Origin of the sequence: Leucobacter luti (assembly GCF_004217175.1) — a bacterium.
In the GTDB taxonomy this organism is placed as follows: Bacteria; Actinomycetota; Actinomycetes; order Actinomycetales; family Microbacteriaceae; genus Leucobacter; species Leucobacter luti.
This window is the reverse complement of the sequence record NZ_SHKI01000008.1, coordinates 46345-66609: the sequence shown is the minus strand read 5'-3', so window position 1 is coordinate 66609 and position 20265 is coordinate 46345. Positions and strand designations below refer to the sequence as shown.

The 20265-nt window shown below is 68.3% G+C and carries 17 protein-coding genes and 1 other RNA gene; 11 read left to right on the top strand and 7 right to left on the bottom strand.

Features of this window, described 5'->3' with window-relative positions:
* Positions 1-39 precede the first annotated feature (39 nt).
* Complete coding sequence (locus EV139_RS15075) at positions 40-1479, bottom strand: glyceraldehyde-3-phosphate dehydrogenase (protein ID WP_130455587.1); 1440 nt, start codon at positions 1477-1479, stop codon at positions 40-42.
* A gap of 199 nt (positions 1480-1678) precedes the next feature.
* Here EV139_RS15075 and EV139_RS15070 point away from each other — a divergent pair, with 199 nt between their 5' ends.
* The 6 genes from EV139_RS15070 to rnpB all read left to right on the top strand — a co-directional run bounded on the left by EV139_RS15070 (position 1679) and on the right by rnpB (position 6527).
* Positions 1679-2569 (top strand): MetQ/NlpA family ABC transporter substrate-binding protein, encoded by an 891-nt coding sequence (locus EV139_RS15070; RefSeq protein ID WP_130455585.1) that lies wholly within the window; start codon positions 1679-1681, stop codon positions 2567-2569.
* A 144-nt stretch (positions 2570-2713) separates the two neighbouring features.
* Positions 2714-3742 (top strand): methionine ABC transporter ATP-binding protein, encoded by a 1029-nt coding sequence (locus EV139_RS15065; protein ID WP_130455583.1) that lies wholly within the window; start codon positions 2714-2716, stop codon positions 3740-3742.
* Complete coding sequence (locus EV139_RS15060; RefSeq protein WP_130455581.1) at positions 3742-4407, top strand: methionine ABC transporter permease; 666 nt, start codon at positions 3742-3744, stop codon at positions 4405-4407. Before EV139_RS15065 ends, EV139_RS15060 begins: the two co-directional genes overlap by 1 nt.
* Before the next feature lie 3 nt (positions 4408-4410).
* Positions 4411-5247, top strand: a complete 837-nt coding sequence (locus EV139_RS15055) for a Nif3-like dinuclear metal center hexameric protein (protein WP_130455579.1) — start codon at positions 4411-4413, stop codon at positions 5245-5247.
* A 20-nt stretch (positions 5248-5267) separates the two neighbouring features.
* Positions 5268-5996, top strand: coding sequence for a zinc ribbon domain-containing protein (locus EV139_RS15050; RefSeq protein ID WP_130455577.1), 729 nt, complete (start codon positions 5268-5270; stop codon positions 5994-5996).
* A gap of 154 nt (positions 5997-6150) precedes the next feature.
* Positions 6151-6527: RNase P RNA component class A (rnpB, locus tag EV139_RS15045), an RNA gene on the top strand.
* A 54-nt stretch (positions 6528-6581) separates the two neighbouring features.
* Here rnpB and map read toward each other — a convergent pair.
* Entirely contained in the window at positions 6582-7451 is an 870-nt protein-coding gene (gene map / locus EV139_RS15040; protein WP_130455575.1) for a type I methionyl aminopeptidase, read from the bottom strand.
* A 67-nt stretch (positions 7452-7518) separates the two neighbouring features.
* On the opposite strand from map, the gene EV139_RS15035 reads away from it, so the two are divergent.
* The 3 genes from EV139_RS15035 to EV139_RS15025 all read left to right on the top strand — a co-directional run bounded on the left by EV139_RS15035 (position 7519) and on the right by EV139_RS15025 (position 12245).
* Entirely contained in the window at positions 7519-7731 is a 213-nt protein-coding gene (locus EV139_RS15035) for a methionine aminopeptidase (protein ID WP_130455573.1), read from the top strand.
* 123 nt (positions 7732-7854) lie between these two features.
* Positions 7855-9192, top strand: coding sequence for a type I glutamate--ammonia ligase (glnA, locus tag EV139_RS15030; protein ID WP_130455571.1), 1338 nt, complete (start codon positions 7855-7857; stop codon positions 9190-9192).
* Between the two features lie 14 nt (positions 9193-9206).
* Complete coding sequence (locus EV139_RS15025; RefSeq protein ID WP_130455569.1) at positions 9207-12245, top strand: bifunctional [glutamine synthetase] adenylyltransferase/[glutamine synthetase]-adenylyl-L-tyrosine phosphorylase; 3039 nt, start codon at positions 9207-9209, stop codon at positions 12243-12245.
* A gap of 287 nt (positions 12246-12532) precedes the next feature.
* On the opposite strand, the gene glnA (EV139_RS15020) is transcribed toward EV139_RS15025, so the two are convergent.
* The 3 genes from glnA (EV139_RS15020) to EV139_RS15010 all read right to left on the bottom strand — a co-directional run bounded on the left by glnA (EV139_RS15020) (position 12533) and on the right by EV139_RS15010 (position 15191).
* Positions 12533-13957, bottom strand: a complete 1425-nt coding sequence (gene glnA, locus EV139_RS15020; RefSeq protein WP_130455567.1) for a type I glutamate--ammonia ligase — start codon at positions 13955-13957, stop codon at positions 12533-12535.
* Between the two features lie 99 nt (positions 13958-14056).
* The gene (locus EV139_RS15015) at positions 14057-14497 is read right to left on the bottom strand and encodes an RDD family protein (protein ID WP_130455565.1); all 441 of its coding nucleotides are present in this window, start codon (positions 14495-14497) and stop codon (positions 14057-14059) included.
* Positions 14498-14501: 4 nt separating this feature from the next.
* Positions 14502-15191 (bottom strand): DUF4191 domain-containing protein, encoded by a 690-nt coding sequence (locus EV139_RS15010; protein ID WP_130455563.1) that lies wholly within the window; start codon positions 15189-15191, stop codon positions 14502-14504.
* A gap of 355 nt (positions 15192-15546) precedes the next feature.
* Between EV139_RS15010 and EV139_RS15005 the strand changes: the two genes are divergently transcribed.
* Positions 15547-15819, top strand: coding sequence for a hypothetical protein (locus EV139_RS15005; protein ID WP_130455561.1), 273 nt, complete (start codon positions 15547-15549; stop codon positions 15817-15819).
* Positions 15820-15879: 60 nt separating this feature from the next.
* On the opposite strand, the gene sucB is transcribed toward EV139_RS15005, so the two are convergent.
* Both sucB and lpdA read right to left on the bottom strand, forming a co-directional pair.
* A complete protein-coding gene (gene sucB / locus EV139_RS15000) occupies positions 15880-17628 on the bottom strand; it encodes a 2-oxoglutarate dehydrogenase, E2 component, dihydrolipoamide succinyltransferase (protein WP_130455559.1) in 1749 nt (582 codons plus the stop codon).
* A gap of 42 nt (positions 17629-17670) precedes the next feature.
* Positions 17671-19044 (bottom strand): dihydrolipoyl dehydrogenase, encoded by a 1374-nt coding sequence (gene lpdA, locus EV139_RS14995; RefSeq protein WP_130455557.1) that lies wholly within the window; start codon positions 19042-19044, stop codon positions 17671-17673.
* A gap of 222 nt (positions 19045-19266) precedes the next feature.
* Here lpdA and EV139_RS14990 point away from each other — a divergent pair, with 222 nt between their 5' ends.
* Positions 19267-20211: a proteasome assembly chaperone family protein gene (locus tag EV139_RS14990; protein WP_198677597.1), complete on the top strand. Its 945-nt coding sequence runs from the start codon at positions 19267-19269 to the stop codon at positions 20209-20211.
* Positions 20212-20265 lie beyond the last annotated feature (54 nt).

The window sequence follows — 20265 nt, the reverse complement described above, 5'->3', positions numbered from 1 at the left end:
TTCTCTGGGGCGGGTCCTGGCGCGGTGACGCGTCGGTGGCTAGGCGGTGCGGGCGGGGAGGTGCGCCGGGTGGCTCCCGGCGAGCTGCTCGATCACGCGAACGACCTGGCAGCTGTAACCGTACTCGTTGTCGTACCAGACGTACAGCACGGCGGTATCGCCGGTCACGATCGTGGCGAGCCCGTCGACGATGCCGGCGCGGTTGGAGCCGACGAAGTCGGTCGACACGATCTCGGGCGACTCGACGTACTCGATCTGCGTGCGCAGGGCGCCGGTGAGCGACACCTGCTCAAGCAGGGAGTTGATCTCCTCGACCGTGGTCTCGCGCTCGAGCTGCAGGTTGAGCACCGCCATCGACACGTCCGGCGTGGGAACGCGGATCGCGTTGCCGGTGAGCTTGCCCTCGAACTCGGGGAGCGCCTTCGACACGGCCTTCGCGGCTCCGGTCTCGGTGAGCACCATGTTGAGGGCTGCCGAGCGGCCGCGGCGGTCGCCCTTGTGGAAGTTGTCGATGAGGTTCTGATCGTTGGTGTACGAATGCACGGTCTCAACGTGACCGCGCTTCACCCCGAACTCGTCGTTCATGACCTTGAGCACCGGCGTGATCGCGTTCGTGGTGCACGAGGCTGCCGAGACGATGGTATCCGCGTCGGTGATCTTGTCGTTGTTCACGCCGTAGACCACGTTGAGCATGTCACCCTTGCCCGGGGCGGTCAGCAGCACGCGGGCGATGCCCTGGTTCTTGAGGTGCTGTCCGAGGCCCTCGGCATCGCGCCAGCGGCCCGTGTTGTCCACGAGGATGGCATCCTCGATGCCGTACTGCGTGTAGTCAACGCTCGCGGGATCGTTCGAGTAGATGACCTGGATGCGGACGCCGTTGGCGAGGATCGCGTCCTCGTCCTCGAGCACGGTGATCGTGCCGTTGAACGGACCGTGCACCGAGTCGCGGCGCAGCAGGTTGGCGCGCTTCACCAGGTCGTTCTCTGAACCGCGGCGCACCACGATCGCGCGCAGGTTCAGGCCGTTGCCCGAGCCCGAGTGGTCGATGATGATGCGGGCGAGGAGCCGTCCGATGCGCCCGAAGCCGTAGAGCACCACGTCGGTGCCGCGGCCCGGCTGCGCGTCGAACGCGGGAGCCAGCACCTCGCGGAGGTACGCCTCCAGATCGTCGCCGGCGGCGGCGCGGAACCCGTTCGCGAGCAGCGCGAGGTCGACCGACACCGGACCGGGCTGGAGCTTCGCGAGGGCCGCGACGATCGCGGAGGACTCCTCGAGCGGCAGCTCGACCTCGTCAATCTTGCGGGCGGAGCGGTGCGCGCGGATGATGTCAATTGACGAGCGGCCCACGAGGCTGCGGCCATGAACGGACATGACCACGTCGTGGTCGCGGTAGAGCTGCCCGATGAGCGGGATCATCCGCTCTGCGAGTTCCTGCTTCGCTTTCCAAGCTTCCAGGTGAGCATCTGCGCGCTGGTTCATGTGAACGGAGGGTCCTTCCAAACGGTTCTGAAGAGGGTTCGGCCTGCCCGCCGGGACGCTGTCGCGTCACCTCTAGTATCCCACGCGGATGACGGAGTGTGACACCGTGATTACCGCGTGGCGGGGAGATCGGAGAAGCTAGGGGAGTTCCGCGCGGGCCACCGCCCGCGCCCAGCTCTCCACGAATAATGAGGACCTCATGACGATCAGGAAGCGCGGCATCCTCGCCGCCTCGATCACCGCACTCGCGCTCGCGGCAACCACCGCCCTCGCGGGGTGCGCGCCGGCCGCCGAGGACACGACCGTCAAGATCGGCGTCGTCCCGGGCGGGCAGCCCTACTGGGACACGTTCGTTGACGCGGCGGCCGAGGAAGGCATCACGGTCGAGATCGTCGATTTCGCCGAGTACCCCCAGCCGAACCCGCTGCTGAGCGAGGGTGAGCTCGATCTCAACCAGTTCCAGCACATCGCGTTCCTCGCGGCGCACAACGTCGATGCAGACGACGACCTGGTGCCGCTCGGCGCCACCGTGATCTACCCGATGAACCTGTTCTCGGCGAAGTACGACTCGATCGAAGACATCCCCGAGGGCGGCACGATCGCGGTGCCGAACGACGAGTCGAACCGTGCCCGCGCGCTGCTCGTGCTCCAGAAGCTCGGCCTCATCGAGCTCGCGGACGGCGGCAACTCGAGCTCGACGCTCGACGACATCATTGCCGACAAGTCGAAGGTGACCGTCACCGAGCTCGACGCGGCCGGCATCCCGGGCGCGCTGCCCGACGTCGACGGCGGCGTGGTGAACAACGACTTCGTGGAGCCGGCCGGCCTGAGCTTCGACGACTCGCTGGGATCCGACAGCGCGGACGACGCAGCCGCGGCGCCCTACACGAACATCTTCGCGGCCCGTGCAGACGACGCTGACAACGAGACCTACCTGAAGCTCGTCGACATCTACCAGAACAACACCGATGTGCAGGCGGCAGTGAAGGACTACGTCGGCGACGGCGCGGTGCTGCTCAAGACCCCCGTCTCGGAGCTCAAGGACATCCTGAAGCAGGCTGAGGACGACTACCGCGCACAGTCGAAGTAACGACCCGCACAGCACTAGCCCGGATCGGGGCGGCGAGCACCACGCGCCGTCCCGATTCGGTCGTATCCGGCCCAGGTCGGAGAATAGAGTTCTGCTGGCGCGACCTCGCGCCGCCGCAGACACACCGATTGAGAGGACCACACGGTGACACGGGTGCAACTGAGCGGCGTTGGCAAGCGCTACCCGGGCCGCGGGAAGGGCGATCCCGAGATCGTCGCGGTCGACGACGTCTCGATCTCGGTCGCGTCGGGGGAGATCCACGCGATTATCGGCTACTCCGGCGCCGGCAAGAGCACGCTCCTGCGCCTCATCAACGGGCTTGAGCGCGCGACGAGCGGAACGATCCGCGTCGGCGATGACGAGCTGACGGGTCTCACCGAGCGGCAGCTCCGCCCCATCCGCTCACAGATCGGCATGATCTTTCAGCAGTTCAACCTGTTCCACTCGAAGACGGTGGCAAAGAACGTCGAGTACCCCCTCGTGGTCGCCGGCGTGCCCGGCCCGGAGCGCGCCGCGCGCGTGGCGGAACTGCTCGACTTCGTCGGGCTGCAGGATCGGGCCGGCGCGTACGTGGACCAGCTCTCTGGCGGGCAGAAGCAGCGCGTCGGGATCGCCCGCGCGCTCGCGACGTCCCCCGGCGTGCTCCTCGCGGACGAGGCGACGAGCGCGCTCGACCCCGAAACCTCGCGCGAGGTACTCGCGCTGCTCAAGCGCGTCAACGACGAGCTTGGGATCACGATCATTCTCATCACCCACGAGATGGAGGTGGTGCGCGAGATCGCCGACCGGGTCACCGTGATTGACGGGGGCCGCACGGTGGAGCAGGGCGACGTGTTCGAGGTGTTCTCGGCGCCCGAGAGCGATACCACTCGCAAGTTTGTGGCCACCGCGCTGCCGAGCCAGCCCGCGGCCGACCACCTGGAGAAGCTGCGCGAGCGGCACCGCGGGCGGCTGGTGAGCCTCACGTTCCGAGACGGGGACGTTGACCAGCCTGTCGTGTTCCGCACGCTCGCCGAGCGCGGCGTGGGAGTGAGTATCGTCCACGGCGGGATCACGGACGTCGGCGGGAGAAGCTTCGGCAAGCTCACGCTTGAGCTCATCGGAGACGAACTGCGCGTGGAACACGCCGTTGCAGCGCTCGCGCAGGAAACCGAGCTGGAGGTGCTCGCCTAATGGACCGACTTCTTGACCTGCTCGCGAGCGGCAAGTTCCTTGAGGCCACGCTGCAGACCCTCATGTACGTGGTCGTCGCCATGGGCATCGGCGGGGCCATCGGGCTCGTCGTGGGCGTGGCGCTCACGGTCACCCGGCGCGGGGGACTGCTGCAGAACCGCGGCGTGTTCGTGATCCTAAACTTCCTCGTCAATTTCTTCCGCCCGATCCCGTTCGTGATTCTGATTGCGGCGCTCACTCCGGTGGCGCGACTCGTGGTCGGTACGGGGATCGGGGATCGCGCCCTCATGTTCGTGCTCGTGTTCGCGGCCACGTTCGGCATTGCGCGCCTCGTCGAGCAAAACCTCCTGACGGTCTCGCCCGGCGTGATTGAGGCGTCCCGCGCGATGGGGGCCGGTCCGCTGCGCACCATCTTCACGGTACTGATCCCCGAGGGGCTCGGCCCGCTCGTGCTCGGCTACACCTTTGCGTTCATCGCGGTGGTCGATATGACCGCAATGGCCGGCGTGGTTGGCGGCGGCGGGCTCGGCAACCTCGCCCTGCAGTACGGGTATCGTCAGTTCAACCCGTGGGTCACCTGGTCCGCGGTGCTCATCATCATTCTGATCGTGCAGCTCGTCCAGCTGCTCGGCAACGTCATCGCCCGCAAACTCCTTCGGAGGTAGCCCGTGTCCACCGTCCCAGCTCACACCATCGCCGATCTGCGCCGCGTCGCCGAGGAGATGTGGCCGGCCGCGACCGCCGAGAGCTGGGACCGAGTCGGCCTCGTATCCGGCGCCGACGGGGCTCCGCTCCGCCGCGTCCTGCTCGCGGTCGACGCGGTCGATGCCACGGTTTCGGAGGCGCTCGACTGGCGCGCCGACGCGCTGCTCACCCACCACCCGCTGTTGCTGCGTGGCATTCACACGCTCGCCGAGGACACGGCAAAGGGCGCGCTGCTCGCGCGGCTCATTCGGGGCGAGTGCGCCCTGCTCGCGGCGCACACGAACGCTGACGCGCCCGAGGGGGGCGTCTCCGACGTGATCGCGCGCAGGCTCGGCCTCCTGCACGCGCGCCCGATCGTCCCCGGGGCCGATCCCGCTGCCGGGATTGGCCGCGTCGGCGATCTCGCCGCGCCGCTCACGCTCCGCGCCTTCGCCGGGCGGGTCGCCGCCGAACTGCCGCGGACCGTGACGGGGGTGCGGGTTGCCGGCGACCCGGAGCGCATGATCTCCCGGGTCGCCCTCCTCGGCGGAGCCGGGGACAGCCTGCTCGACCACCCGGAGGTGCGCGGCGCAGACGTCTATGTGACCTCGGACCTTCGCCACCACCCCGCCCAGGAGTCGCTTGAGCTCTCGTCCGCGGTGGGCGGGCCCGCGCTCGTTGATGTGGCGCACTGGGCGAGCGAGTCGCTGTGGCTCGCTGGCGCGGCGGAGCGGCTCGCCGCGCGGCTGCCCGGCGTGGAGTTCCGAGTGAGCGAGCTGCGCACCGACCCGTGGGACTTTTCGGTGGGGGCGGCGGGCTGACTCACCGCTAGGCTAAGGGTATGAAGGCCAGCCCTCGCCAGCAGCGACTCCTGCTCGAACTGCAAGATCTCGACACCACCATCGCACGGTTGCGCCGCAGGCGCGCCACCCTGCCGGAGCGCGCGGCGCTCGACGGGCTGAGCGACGAGATTGGAGCGGCTCGCGAGAGCTACATGGCCGCGCAGCGCGAGCTCGACACGCACACCGCCGAGATCGAGCGCGTTGAGGCAGACGTGACGCTCGTGCGTCAGCGCCGCACCCGCGACGAGGAGCTCATCGCCGTGAGTACCTCCTCGAAGGAGGCGCAAGCGCTGCAGAGCGAGCTCGACACGCTCGCGCGGCGCATGAGCGAGCTCGAGGAGCGCCAGCTTGAGATCATGGAGCTGCAGGAGCAGGCTCAGGCCGCGTTCGCCGAGGCCGAGCGCGTGCTCGGCGGCGTTGACGCGCGCCGGGCAGAACTCCAGGACGCAATTGACGCTGCCGAGGCCGCGATCGACCGCGAGCTGGCATCGAACGCCGAGGAGCGGGCCGGGCTCGCGGCCGAGGTGCAGCGCGACGTGCTCGCCGAGTACGAGGCGCTCCGTGCGCGGATCGGGATCGGCGCGGCCCGCCTGCGCGGCAACGTGTCCGAGGCGAGCAACATGGCCCTCGCGCCCGCTGAGCTCAGTGACATCCGCGCCGCCGCGCCCGACGAGCTCGTGTACTGCCCCGGCACCGGCGCGATCCTCGTCCGCGTCGACGAGGAGTAGTCAGCCGGGTGCCACCGCTTGGCTGGCCGGGTGCCACCGATCGGCTGACCGGGTGGCGGCAGCGGGCGAGCTTGCTGAACCGGTGACGCCGCTGGGTCGTCTCGCGGTGCGATTTCGGCGCTGTTCCGCGCAGTCGCTAGACTGGGGTGCGGAATGGGTCGGTGAGGCGGTCGCGTCGCGGCACGAGAGTGCACGCGCCGAGGAACGTCCGGGCTCCGCAGGGGAGAACGGTGGGTAACGCCCACCCGGGGTAACCCGCGAGAAAGTGCAACAGAGAGTAGACCGCCCGGCGAGGCTTGCCGCGCCGGGTAAGGCTGAAAGGGTGGTGTAAGAGACCACCGGCGCTCGTGGTGACACGGGCGGCCAGGTAAACCTCGTTCGGAGCAAGGCCAGACAGAGGATGATGACGCGCCCCGCCGAGTCCTCGGGTAGGCCGCTAGAGGGTACTGGCAACAGTGCCCCGAGAGAGATGACCGTCACCGCTGAACTCGTTCAGCGCGACAGAACCCGGCGTATGATCCGGCCCATTCCACACACAGCCCCGGCGCACTGCGCCGGGGCTGTGTTCGTTGGGGGGGCGACCGCCTAGTCGGAAACGGTGAGGAGCTCGAAGCCGTCCTCGCGCACCACGATGGTGTGCTCAAACTGTGCGGTGACACTCTTGTCGCGGGTGGTGACCGTCCAGCCGTCGCTCCACTGATCCCACTCGTGTGTGCCGAGCGTCAGCATCGGTTCAACGGTGAAGACCATGCCCGGCACGATGATGTCGCCGTAGGTGGGCGCTGAATCATAGTGGGGGATGATGAGCCCCGTGTGGAACGACGTGCCCACGCCGTGGCCGGTGAAATCACGCACCACCCCGTAGCCGAAGCGCTTGGCGTAGGTCTCGATGACGCGGCCGATCACGTTGACGGCCCGGCCGGGCTTTGCCGCCTTGATCCCGCGCATCATTGCCTCGTGTGTGCGCTCCACGAGCAGGTCGATCTCCTCCGTCACCTCGCCCACGCGGAAGGTGCGGTTGGTGTCGCCGTGCACCCCGTCGAGGTACGCGGTCACATCGACGTTGACGATGTCTCCTTCGCGCAGCACCGTGTCGTCGGGGATACCGTGGCAGATCACCTCGTTCACCGACGTGCAGGAGGACGCGGGGAAGCCACGGTACCCGAGCGTTGACGGGTACGCGCCCGCGCCGACAACGTACTCGTGTGCCACGCGGTCAAGCTCTGCCGTGGTGACGCCCGGCCGCACCACAGCCGCCACGGCGTCGAGCGCCCGGGACGCGATCCGCCCGGCCGCGCGGATACGCGCGATCTCATCCTCCGTGTAGGTGTTGTCGCCCACGTGCGCCGGGGGAGCGACCAGACCCACGTAGGGGGGACGAGCGATGCTCGCCGGGACCTGTCGCGCGGCCGGTCGCGTGCCGGGGATCAAATTTCCGTGTGTGTCGAAGGGCATGCATCTAGTCTATGAAGTACACGCGGTGCTCACCGCGCGCGAAGGCAAAAGCGAAGGGAACACGCTCATGAGTAAGCGCGAGTGGGGGATCGACGATCCCGAAGAGACCTACTGGTTCAACACGCACACCGGGCTGGTCGAAGACGGGCCCCAGTCTCTGTCCATCGATCGCATCGGGCCGTTCACCACGCGCGAGGAAGCGCTCCACGCGCAGTCGATTATCGCGGAGCGCGCGCGGGTGTGGCGCGAGGAGGACGACGCAGACGACCGCCTGCGCTAGTGTTCTCGCCCCCGTGCAGGCGTTCTGTAACACGACTGTCACGGGGGCGTTGTAGTCTGAACCCGACGCAGCAACCGCGTGTTACACGCGGAAGCTGAAACGCCCCAATGAAACGGAGCCGGTGTGAGCAAACAGCGTGATTTCGTCCTTCGTACGATCGAGGAGCGCGGCGTAAAGTTCGTGCGCCTCTGGTTTAGCGATGTGTCTGGCACGCTGAAATCCGTTGCGCTCGCCCCCGCCGAGGTGGAGGGCGCATTCAGCGAGGGCATCGGCTTCGATGGCTCAGCGATTGAGGGTATGACTCGCGCGTACGAGTCCGATCTGCTCGCGGTACCCGATCCGAGCACCTTCCAGCTGCTGCCCTGGCGCAGCAAGGAGGCGCCCACGGCGCGCATGTTCTGCGACATCAGCACGCCAAACGGCGAGCCAGCGGTGGCGGATCCGCGCAACGTGCTCAAGCGCACGCTCGCGCACGCCGCCGAGCAGGGCTTCACGTTCTACACGCACCCCGAGGTGGAGTTCTACCTGCTGAAGTCGAAGGACTTCGGCCGCAAGGGACCCGTGCCCGTTGACCGCGCCGGCTACTTCGACAACGTGCCCGGCGGCACGGCCCACGACTTCCGTCGCGAGAGCGTCGCGATGCTCGAAGACCTCGGTATCTCGGTCGAGTTCAGCCACCACGAGGCCGGGCCCGGGCAGAATGAGATCGACCTTCGGTACGCAGACGCGCTCACCACCGCCGACAACCTGATGACGTTCCGCACGGTCATCAAGGAGGTGGCGATCTCGCAGGGCGTGCACGCCACGTTCATGCCGAAGCCGCTCGCCGGGCACCCCGGCTCGGGCATGCACACGCACCTCTCGCTCTTCGAGGGCGACACGAACGCGTTCTACGATCCGGCAGCCAAGTACCAGCTCTCGCAGACGGGCCGCCGCTTCGTAGCCGGGCTGCTCAAGCACGCCCCCGAGATCACGGCGATCACGAACCAGTACATCAACTCGTACAAGCGGCTCTGGGGCGGCGACGAGGCCCCCTCATTCGTGAGCTGGGGCCACAACAACCGCTCGGCGCTCGTGCGCGTTCCGATGTACAAGCCCGGCAAGGGCGGCGCGGCGCGGGTGGAGTACCGCGGCCTCGATAGCGCGGTCAACCCGTACCTGGGGCTCTCGGTGCTGCTTGCTGCCGGTTTGAAGGGCATCAGCGAGGAGTACGAGCTGCCGCCCGAGGCTGAGAACAACGTCTGGGCGCTCAGCGATGGCGAGCGTCGGGCCATGGGGTTCGACCCGCTGCCCACGAGCCTCGACCACGCGCTCGCGGTCATGGAGCGCTCAGAGCTGGTCGCGGAGACCCTCGGTGAGCAAGTGTTCGCCTACTTCCTCCGCGACAAGCGGCGCGAGGTGGCCGAGTACCGCAGCCAGGTGACGCCCTACGAGCTGTCATCGATGCTCGACACGGTGTGACGCGGCGAGGTCCGATGGCTGACGAACCCCGCGGGCTCAAACTCGCCGAGGTCGCACGGGCTGGCTTCCAGGAGCTCACGGGCTCCCGAGACGGCCTGGCCGCGCTGCTGCCCGATCTCCCGGTGAGTCAGGACGAGCTCCTGCGCGCCTTCAGCGCGGCGGCGGACTCCGACGCGGCGCTGATCCGTGTCAGGGACCTGCTTGAGCGCCACCCCGCGATCGCCGCAGACCTCGGCGCGGAGACGCTGCGCAGGCTCTGCCTCCTCGTGGGTGCGTCCCCCGCCCTCGGCGACTTCTTTGTGCGGCATCCGGCTGGGCTGGCCGAGCTGCTGGGTGAGGGTGGGGCGCTCGTGGATGCGGGCGAGGCCCAGGCGGCCCTGCTCGATGCCGTGGCCGGGGCCGAGCACGCCGGGGGCGCGGTTCCTGCCGAGGCTGGCTGGACCGCGCTGCGGGTCGCGTATCGGCGCCAGCTCGCGCGCGTGATGCTGTTTGACCTCGAACGGGCGGCGGAGGGTCGCGCGCTCGAGAGCTTCGAGGCCGTGGCCGCCTCGCTCTCCGTGCTCGCGGCGGCAGCCGTTGAGGCATCCCTCACGGTGGCGCGGGCAACCCTCGCCGCGGGACTGAGCGGCCCGCCGGTGCGGGCCGAGCGTCTCGCGGCGACGCGCCTCGCCGTGGTCGCGATGGGCAAGTGCGGCGCCGAAGAACTCAACGTGGTCTCCGACGTTGACGTCGTCTTCATTGCCGAGTGCGAGGAGGATTCCGAGCTCGACACGGACGGCATGATCCGGATCGCCACGCGGCTCGCCACCGAGACCATGCGGGGGATTCACGATCCCGGCATCGAGCCGCCGCTGTGGCAGCTCGATGCCAACCTTCGCCCCGAGGGACGGCACGGCGCACTCGTGCGCACGCTCGGCTCGATGCTCGCGTACTACGATCGCTGGGCCAAGGGCTGGGAGTTTCAGGCGCTCCTGAAAGCCCGTCCGCTCGCCGGCGACCTGGCGCTCGGCGCCGAGTTTGTGGCCGGCACCCGCGATCTCGTCTGGTCCTCTTCGTCCCGCGAAGACTTCGTCGGATCCGTGCAGCGGATGCGCGAGCGCGTCACCGAGCACATCGCCGACGACGACCTTGAGGTGCAGCTCAAGCTCGGGCCGGGCGGCCTGCGCGACATCGAGTTCAGCGTGCAGCTGCTGCAGCTCGTTCACGGCCAGTACACCGAGCGATTGCACCTGCGCGGCACCCTACCCGCCCTGCGCGCGCTCGTCGACGGCGGGTACGTCGCCCGGAGCGACGGCGAGCGACTCATCGCCGACTACCAGTTCTTGCGCGTGCTCGAGCACCGGTTGCAGCTGCGCGAACTGCGTCGCACCGCGATCATGCCGCTCGATCCGGAGGGGCTGCGCGTGCTTGCGCGTGCGAGCGGGCTCGCCGCCACGGGCGACGAGCTCCTTGCGGCCTGGGGGCGCACCAAGCGCGAGGTGCGCGAGCTGCACCTGAAGATCTTCTACGCGCCGCTGCTCAGCGCGGTCGCTGCCCTCCCGGAAGAAGAGCTGGTGCTCGGCAGCGACGAGGCGCGCGCCCGGCTCGCGAGCATCGGCTTCCGGGACCCGGACGGCGCGATGCGGCACCTCACGGCGCTTACGCGCGGCACCAAGCGTCGCGCCCGCATCCACCGCAACCTGCTGCCCGTGCTCTTGCAGTGGCTCGCCGACGGGACCGACCCCGACTACGGGCTCATCGCGTTCAGGCGCGTGAGCGAGGCGAACAGCGAGGCGCCCTGGTACCTGCGGCTGCTGCGCGACGGCACCGAGGCCGCAGAGCGCCTCACGCGTGTGCTGTCGTCCTCACGCTTCGCCGCAGAGCTGCTCGAGACGATTCCGGACGCCGTGGCGTGGCTGGAGCGCGATGCGCTGCTGCGCCCCATCGGCCTCACGACGCTGCTTGAGGAGATGCGCGCGCTCGCGTCGCGCCGGGCCACGCTCGACGAAGCGGCCGCCGCGCTGCGCACGGTGCACCGGCGGGAAGTCCTCAGGCTCGCGATGGGGCGCATCACCGGCGTGATTGACGACCCCGAGGTGGCCGTCGGTCTCGACTCCGCGCACACGGCGCTTCTTGACGGCCTGCTGCTCGCGCTTGGACGCGCGGAGGCGGCCGCGGGCGTCACCCCGAACGTCGCGCTGGCCCTGATCGGCATGGGACGTTACGGCGGGGGTGAGATGGGCTTTGCCTCGGATATCGACCTCATCGCCGTGTACCGCCCGCTCACCGACGTCGCACCCGACGCGGCGGCGCGCGAGGCGATCAAGCGGGTGTCCGAGCTGCGACGCCTCGTCTCCGACCCGCGCTTCGCCGTGGACCTCGACTTCGATCTGCGGCCGGAGGGCAAGAACGGGCCGCTCGCGCGCAGTCTCGACGCGTCGCGCGCCTACTACGAGCGCTGGTCGGTCACGTGGGAGGCGCAGGCGCTGCTGCGCGCGCGCCCCGTGGCGGGGGATCCGGCGCTGGGCGCCGCGTTCATCGAGCTCGCCGACGAGATCCGGTACCCCGCGAACTTCACAGAGACGCAGACCCGCGAGGTGCGCCGCATGAAGGCGCGCGTCGAGGCCGAGCGGCTGCCGCGCGGCGCCGACCCCACCCGCCACCTCAAGCTTGGGCCGGGGGGAGTGAGCGACGTGGAGTGGCTGGTGCAGCTGCTGCAGCTGCGGCACGGCGCCGCGCACCCCGAGCTGCGCACCGTTGCCACCCTCACCGCGCTTGCGGCCGCCGTGGACCGTGAGCTGATCGCGCCCGACGACGCTGAGCACCTCGCGGAGTCGTGGCGCTTCGCGAGCAGTGTGCGCTCGGCACTGAAGCTCTGGAACGGCCGCTCCTCGGACGCGCTCCCCACCGACCGCAACGAGCTCGAGGGGATCGCGAATGTGCTCGGGATGCCGCGCCGCCGCACGTCCGAGCTTGAGGAGCGCTGGTTCGCCGTCTCGCGGCGGGCACGCGGTGTCGTTGAGCGAGAGTTCTTCGGATACGTCGATGAGCAGGAGTTCCCCGAGCTCCCGTAGCGCCGGGCGCTTCCGTAGTGTTCCGCAACGTTCAGCACTCGTTCACAGAAAAGGCTAGCGAAATTCGTTATCCAAGCGTAATCTGATCGTTATGCAGTACTTACAAACACTCCTGGAGGCCCTGCTCGCAGAAGACGGGGCTGAGTTCGAGGATGAACTCGAATCCTAGCGCCACCCAGCGCCGCAACAGCGACGTTGCTACCGGGTGAGAATCTCTCGCCCCAGATCACGAAAGCCCCCGGCCGCATCCTCTCGGATGCGGCCGGGGGCTTTCGCGTGTGCGGTGGTTACACGCCGTAGTAGAGCTCGAACTCGAACGGGTGCGGCCGGAGCGCCATCGGCGTGATCTCGGCCTCGTGCTTCAGCGAGATCCAGGTCTGGATCAGCTCCTCCGTGAAGACCCCGCCCTCGAGCAGGAAGTCGTGATCCGCCTCGAGTGCGGCGAGGGCCTCCTCGAGCGAGCCGGGCACCTGCGGGATGTTCTTCGCTTCCTCGGGGGGCAGCTCGTACAGGTCCTTGTCGATGGGGTCCATCGGCTCGATGCGGTTGCGGATCCCGTCCAGGCCCGCCATGAGCTGCGCGGCAAAGGCGAGGTAGGGGTTGCCCGAGGCGTCCGGTGCACGGAACTCAATGCGCTTTGCCTTCGGGTTCGAGCCCGTGAGCGGAATGCGGACCGCTGCTGAGCGGTTGCCGGCCGAGTAGGCGAGGTTCACGGGGGCCTCGTAGCCCTTGACGAGACGACGGTAGCTGTTGATCGTCGGGTTCGTGAACGCGAGCAGCGCGGGGGCGTGGTGCAGGATACCGCCGATGTACCAGCGCGCAAGGTCTGACAGCCCGGCGTAGCCGTTCTCGTCGTAGAACAGCGGATCGCCGCCCTTCCAGAGCGACATGTGCGTGTGCATGCCCGAGCCGTTGTCGCCAAAGACCGGCTTCGGCATGAACGTGGCGGTCTTGCCCCACAGCTCGGCCGTGTTCTTGACCACGTACTTGAACTTGAGCACGTCGTCCGCGGCGTTCACCAGCGTGTCGAAGCGGTAGTTGATCTCGGCCTGGCCAGGAGCGCCAACCTCGTGGTGGGAGCGCTCAAGCTGCAGGCCCGCCTCGATGAGGCGAAGCGAGATGTCGTCGCGCAGATCAGCCTGCTTGTCGACGGGGGAGACGGGGAAGTAGCCGCCCTTTGCGGGGGTGGTGTTGCCCAGGTTGCCGCCCTCGACCTTGCGGCCCGAGTTCCAGTGCGCCTCCTCCGAGTCGATCTCGTAGAAGGTGCGCTGCGGCGTCGTCTCGTAGCGCACCGAGTCGAGGATGTAGAACTCGGCCTCGGGAGCGAAGAACGCGGTGTCGGCGATCCCGGTCGAAATCAGGTACTGCTCGGCCTTCTTGGCCACCTGACGCGGATCCTTCGAGTAGATCTCGCCGGTGCGCGGGTTGAAGATGTCGCAGACGACGATCAGCGTGCGCTCCAGGCGGAACTGGTCGACGTACGCGGTGGTGACATCGGGGATGAGCTGCATGTCTGACTCGGCGATCCCGGCGAAGCCGCGGATCGAGGAACCATCGAACATCTGCCCGACCTCAAAGAAATCCTCGTCCACCGTCGCAGCGGGGATGTTGAAGTGCTGCTGCACTCCGGGGAGATCAGTGAACCGGATGTCGACGAACTTGACGTCCGTCTCCTTAATGAAGTCGATGACTTCCTGCGGGGTCTTGAACATACTGCTCCTCGTTGCTCGTGCGCCTCATCGGCATCGTTCGCTTATGACAAGACTATGCCCGCCGGGTTTCAAAACCGTGAGTCCAGTGTTACGCGGATGTTACGAACGCTCTGGTGAGCGAATCAATACGGTGCCCGCGATCTTGTCGTGGAAGCCCCGCTGGTCCGAATCCCACACGAGGACGGGGATCACGAGGCACAGCAGCACGGTGCGCACGATTGGGCGCCAGACGCCCACCCAGCCGCCCGCAATCGACACGACGCGCAGCCCGAGCACGCGATGCCCGAGTGAGCCGCCGATCGTGGGGATAAACACGATCTGGATCAGCGCAAAGAACAGCAGGTTCCACACCGTGGCGTTGGGGCCGCCGATCAAGAAGAACGCCGGGAGCGCTGCGAGGCCCCAGTCGATGATGATCGCCATGATGCGGCTGCCCACGCGGGCAACCGAGCGCGGTCCAGACTCGGGCAGGCCGAGCCGTTCACCGGGCCACTTGCTGGGCTCAAGATCACCGAAACGCTGCGGCGAGGAGTTCTGCATGGCCCTAGCGGGGACGCTGCGAACGGACGCGGTTGGGGTCCATCCCCTTGGGGATGCCCACCGGCGCGGCCTGCAGCGACGACAGGCGGTTGTAGACCGCGGCAACCTCGTTGCGGTTGAGCTTCGGCTTGAGCTTGACGAGCGTCTTCGAGAGCTTCGCCAGCGGCACGCCGTCGCCGTCGGGGCCCACGTAGAGGTGCACCACCTCGACGTTGCGGAGCGCGCGCTTCACCTTGCGCTCCTCGTCGGCCGCCATGCGCTCCGTGCGACTGCGTGAACCCTCGGAGATGAGCACCACGCCGCCGCGGCCCACGACGCGATAGACGGCGTCCTGGTTGCGGTTCATGGCGATCGGAACCTCGGACCCGCGCCACGAGCGACGCAGCGCGCCCTGCACCACGGCGCCCACTGCGCCCGGGCGGCCCTCGATCTGCTGGTATGCCGTCTTCTCGGCGCGCCGACCGAGCACGATCATCGCGAGCAGCAGGCCGACAAGGATGCCGGAGAGCGGCCAGACGACCCAGGAGAGCCAGCTCCCGGGCAGGAGCCAGGCGAGGGCGACCGATACGAGGATCGGCGCGATAAACACGAGCAGCAGAATCCACGGCAGATTGCGGTCCGTGACCTTCGTGGTCCGATAGACCTCGATCATCTGCTTGATGCGGCCGTCGCGCTTCGCCTTTTCTGCTGCCATGTGAACCAGGATACCGGTTCTCCGGTGTCTCACGGACCGAAGCGCTCGCGGGCGGGGGCGCTGTTCGCTTACAGCGGGGATTCCGCCTGTGGACGAGCCGCGTGGGTGTGGGCGGTTCGCGGTCAGACTGGAGGCAGTGTTCGTGTCTGCACCGACGAAATGAACGGAGCTCCGCATGACGGCAGGTATCGGGTTCGAAGCGCGTCGGAACGCGCAGACACGAGGTTCCCCGGGACCCCGGGGAGCGCGCGGCCCGCTGCGGCCGGGGGCCGCTGGGCGACTGGCGGCCGAGCTTGAACGGCGGTGTCACGCCGCCATCGAGCTCCGCGCACGCGGCAGCTGTGTTGGGATGCTGATGGGGGAGCGCCGGCACTCTCGGGGTGGGCACGACGCGGGCTGCCGGACGCTCGGCGTGCCGCTGCGCGGGCTTCGCCGCTTTCTCAAGGCCGCCGATCACGCGGGGGCTGCAGCGCTCCTCGACGAGGCACTCACCGCCGCGGTGAGCGAGATCGTTGACTGGGGCGACGCGTGGAGTGCGTCGAGCGCCGCCGAGGCCGTGAGCGCCGCGATTCGGGTGAGAATCACCCCGCACGACGGCGCCTCGCACGAGGTCACCCACACTCGCTGAAACGCGCGAAGGCCGCGACCGCTCCGAGGAGCAGCCGCGGCCTGCAGCCGGGAACGCGGGCTAGTACCCGAAGTTGCCCGCGAAATCGCCAGCTTCAAGACGCAGGCGCACCTGCGTGAGGAAGCGAGCGGCGTCCGCACCGTCGACGATGCGGTGATCGTACGACAGGGCCAGGTACACCGTGGAGCGAATTGCAATCGAGTCGCCCTCGGGCCCCGAGATCACTGCGGGCTTCTTCACGACCGCGCCAGTGCCCAGAATCGCGACCTGCGGCAGGAACACGAGCGGGGTGTCGAACAGTGCGCCGCGCGAACCCGTGTTGGTGAGCGTGAACGTGCCCCCGCTCAGCTCGTCGGGCGTGAGCTTGTTGTCGCGGGTGCGCTGGGCGAGGTCGGCGATTTCGCCGGAGATCTCGGCCAGGCTCTTCTCGCCCGCCGCGCGCAGCACGGGGGTGAGCAGCCCGCGCTCGGTGTCGACCGCAATGCTGATGTTCTCGGTGTCGGGGTAGACGATGGAGTCGCCCTCAACCGTCGCATTGATGATCGGGTAGGTGCGCAGTGCCTCAGCCGCGGCGAGCGCGAAGAACGGCAGGAACGAGAGCTTCGAACCGGTCTTCGCAAGGAACTCGTCCTTGTGCGCCTGGCGCAGCTGGGCAACGCGGGTCACGTCGACCTCGACCACGGTGGTCAGCTGAGCGGTGCCCTGCAGGGATGCGACGGCGCGCTCGGCGATGACCTTGCGGAGGCGGCTCATCTTCTGCGTGGTGCCACGAAGCTCCGACACCTCAACGACCGGTGCCGCGGCGGCCGAAGCTGCCGGTGCGGCTGCCGCGGGAGCGGCTGCGGCTGCGGCTGCGGCGAGCACGTCTTCCTTGCGGATTCGGCCGCCCACGCCCGTGCCGGTCACGCGCGCGAGGTCAACACCGCGCTCGTTCGCGAGCTTGCGCACGATCGGCGTGACGTAGCCGGCGGCGGAATCGGTGGCGGGAGCTGCTGCGGCCGCGGGCGCCGGTGCTGCTGCGGGCGCCGGAGCCGCGGGTGCGGGGGCCGGTGCCGCGGGAGCCGGTGCTGCTGCCGGAGCCGGTGCTGCTGCGGGTGCGGGTGCTGCTGCCGGAGCCGGAGCCTCGGGAGCCGCTGCTGCGGGAGCCGCTGCTGCGGGCGCCGGAGCTGCCGCCGCGGGCGCCGCACCCGAGCCGATGCGGGCGAGTGCTGCGCCCACCTCGACGGTCTCGTCTTCCTGCGCGAGGATTGCCTGCAGCACACCCGCGATCGGCGAGGGTACCTCGGTGTCGACCTTGTCCGTCGACACCTCAAGCAGCGGCTCGTCCACCTCGACGGTGTCGCCGACGTTCTTCAGCCAGCGCGTCACCGTGCCCTCGGTGATGCTCTCACCCAGGGAGGGCAACACCACGTCCTGGCCGTCGCCACCGGCGGCGGGAGCCTCGGCTGCGGGCGCGGCGGCTACGGGGACCTCAGCCGGTGCCGCGGGCGCAGCGGGTGCCTCGGCTGCCGGAGCCGCCGGCGCCTCGGCCTGTGCGGGAGCCGCCGGGGCAGCAGCCGCGGGGGCCGCAGCGCCGTCGCCAACCACTGCGAGCACGGCGCCCACCTCTGCCGTCTCGTCTTCCTGGACCAGGATCTCCTGGAGTACGCCTGCTACGGGCGAGGGGATCTCAGTGTCGACCTTGTCGGTCGACACCTCGAGCAGCGGCTCGTCGATCTCGACGGTGTCACCAACGTTCTTGAGCCAGCGGGTCACCGTCCCCTCGGTTACGCTCTCGCCCAGTGCTGGGAGGACCACCGATTCACTCATCGTGCATTTCTCCGTTTCGTTACGTATGTCTGTTGGGCGCGCTTAGATGGCGTGCAGCGGCTTGCCGGCGAGCTTGAGCATCGTCTCACCGATGGTCTCGTTCTGCGTCGGGTGGCCATGGATAAACGGTGCAACGTCCTCGGGGTACGCTTCCCAGTTCACGATGAGCTGCGCCTCACCGACGAGCTCGCCGACGCGCGCACCAATCATGTGCACGCCGACCACGGGGCCGTCGACCACGCGAACCGCCTTGACCGATCCAGCGGTGCCGAGGATCGAGCTCTTTGCGTTGCCAGCGAGGTTGTACTCGTAGCTGGTCACGTTCGCGTCGCCGTACTGCTCCTTCGCCTTCGCCTCGGTGAGGCCGACGGACGCGATCTCGGGGTCGCAGTACGTGACCTTCGGGATGTTGACGTCGGCGACGACCACCGGGTTGAGCCCAGCGATCTCCTCCGCGACGAAGATGCCCTGCTGGTAGCCGCGGTGCGCGAGCTGCAGGCCGGGGACGATGTCGCCCACCGCGTACACGCCGGGGACGTTCGTCGCGAGGCGCTCATTGGTGAGCACGAAGCCGCGATCCATTTCAATCCCGACCTCTTCATAGCCGAGCCCCTGCGTCGACGGGCCACGGCCCACTGCGACGAGCAGGTAGTCCGCGTTGACCACGGTGCCGTCTTCGAGGTTCACCGTGACGCTCGAGGCGTCTTGGGTGACCGACTGGAAACGAACGCCCAGCTTGTAGTCGATGCCGCGCTTGCGGAACGCGCGCTCAAGCTGCTTGGAGATCGACTCTTCCTCGTTCGGGACGAGGTGGGGCAGGCCCTCGATGATCGTGACCTCGGCACCGAACGAGCGCCAGACGCTCGCGAACTCGACGCCGATGACGCCGCCGCCGAGGATCGCGACGCGCGCCGGGACCTCCTGCAGTTCGAGCGCCTGCTCGCTCGTGATCACGCGGCCGGAGATCTCCAGGCCGGGCAGCGAGCGCGAGTAGGAGCCGGTAGCGAGCACGACGTGCTTGCCGATGATGCGATCCGCGCCCACCTGCACCGTGTTCGGCGCAACGAGGCGGCCCTCGCCCGCGATCACGGGGATCTTGTTCGCCTTCAAGAGGCCCTGGAGGCCCTTATGCTTCCCGGCGACGAGATTCTCGCGGTAGCTGTTGACCTTGGCGATGTCGATGCCGGCGACGCTCGAGTTGATGCCGTATGCCTCGCCGGAGCGCGCAACGTCTGCGATTTCAGCGGCGTGCAGGAGGGCCTTGGTGGGAACGCACCCCCGATGCAAACACGTACCGCCGAGCTTGTCTTTCTCAATGACTGCGGCGGTGAGTCCAAGCTGCATAGCGCGGATCGCTACCGCGTAACCGGCGCTTCCGCCGCCCAGGACGACAATGTCAAACTGCTGATCGGCCAAGTGGGATCTCCCTCGGTGTTTGCGCAATAGGGGTGGGCGTCCGCGCGTGAGCGGACGTACGGTGTCAAGCCTACACCTGCGTGATGCCCGCGGGCGGGGCAGCAACCCGACACCGAGCCCGGTGCAGGTGGCGCTCCCGGAACTCCTTTCGGGGAATAGGGGTTTCGCTGACGGCGTCACCAAAACCGCCCAACTTTCACGTGCGCTTCGTAGGATGGGGGTGTGACCGAATCAATCTTCTCCGCAGAGTACGCCGAGCGCCGTGCGAGCGTTCCGCGCGGGCTGCCGCTCATTGTGGCCATGCAGGGGCTGAGTGACGCGGGAAACGCAGTGTCGCAGCTCGAGGAGTACCTGTGGCGTAAGTACGAGCCAGAGGAAGTGCTCCGCTTCAACGCCGACATGCTGCTTGACTACCGCGCCCGGCGCCCGCTCATCACGTTCGCGGAAGACCACTTCGTCGATTACTCGCCCGAGGAGCTCAGCCTGAGCCTGGCGCACGACGAGTTCGGGGCGCCGTTCCTGCTGCTGAGCGGCTACGAGCCAGACTTCAGGTGGGAGCAGTTCATCGACACGATGCTGCTGCTTGTGCACGAGTTCGAGGTGTCGATCACGGTCTGGGCGCACGCGATCCCCATGCCAGTGCCGCACACACGCCCACTCTCTGTGACCGTCAGTGGCTCTCGGGACGACCTAATCGAAGCGCGTTCGATTTGGCGACCCACCACCAAGCTGTCCGCATCGGCCGCTCACGTGCTGGAGTATCGCCTCCACAGCGTCGGCGAGGAGGTTGCCGGATTTGCGCTGCTGATCCCGCACTATCTCGCGAACACTGAGTACCCGGCGGCACTGCAGGGCGCGCTCGAAGGCATCATGGCCGCCACGGGACTGATCCTGTCCACCGACGAGGTGCGCGAGGCCGGGCGCCGCTTCACGGCGCAGCTCGATTCGCAGCTCGCGGAGAACGAAGAGTCGCTCGACATGGTGCGCACCCTGGAGCAGCGCTACGACGCATATATGGAGGACCAGACCACGCGCTCGCCGCTCGTGAGTGAGGACGGGTCAATTCCGACGGCGGATCAGATCGCTAGCGAGCTTGAGCGATTTCTAGCGCAGCAGCAGGGCCCCGGTTCCGGGGACCCCGAGACCGACGAGTTCCCCCGCCCGTAGCGTCCAGGGCGGGCCGTGTCAGCGGTGGCAGCAGCGTCGATACGCCGTGGGCGG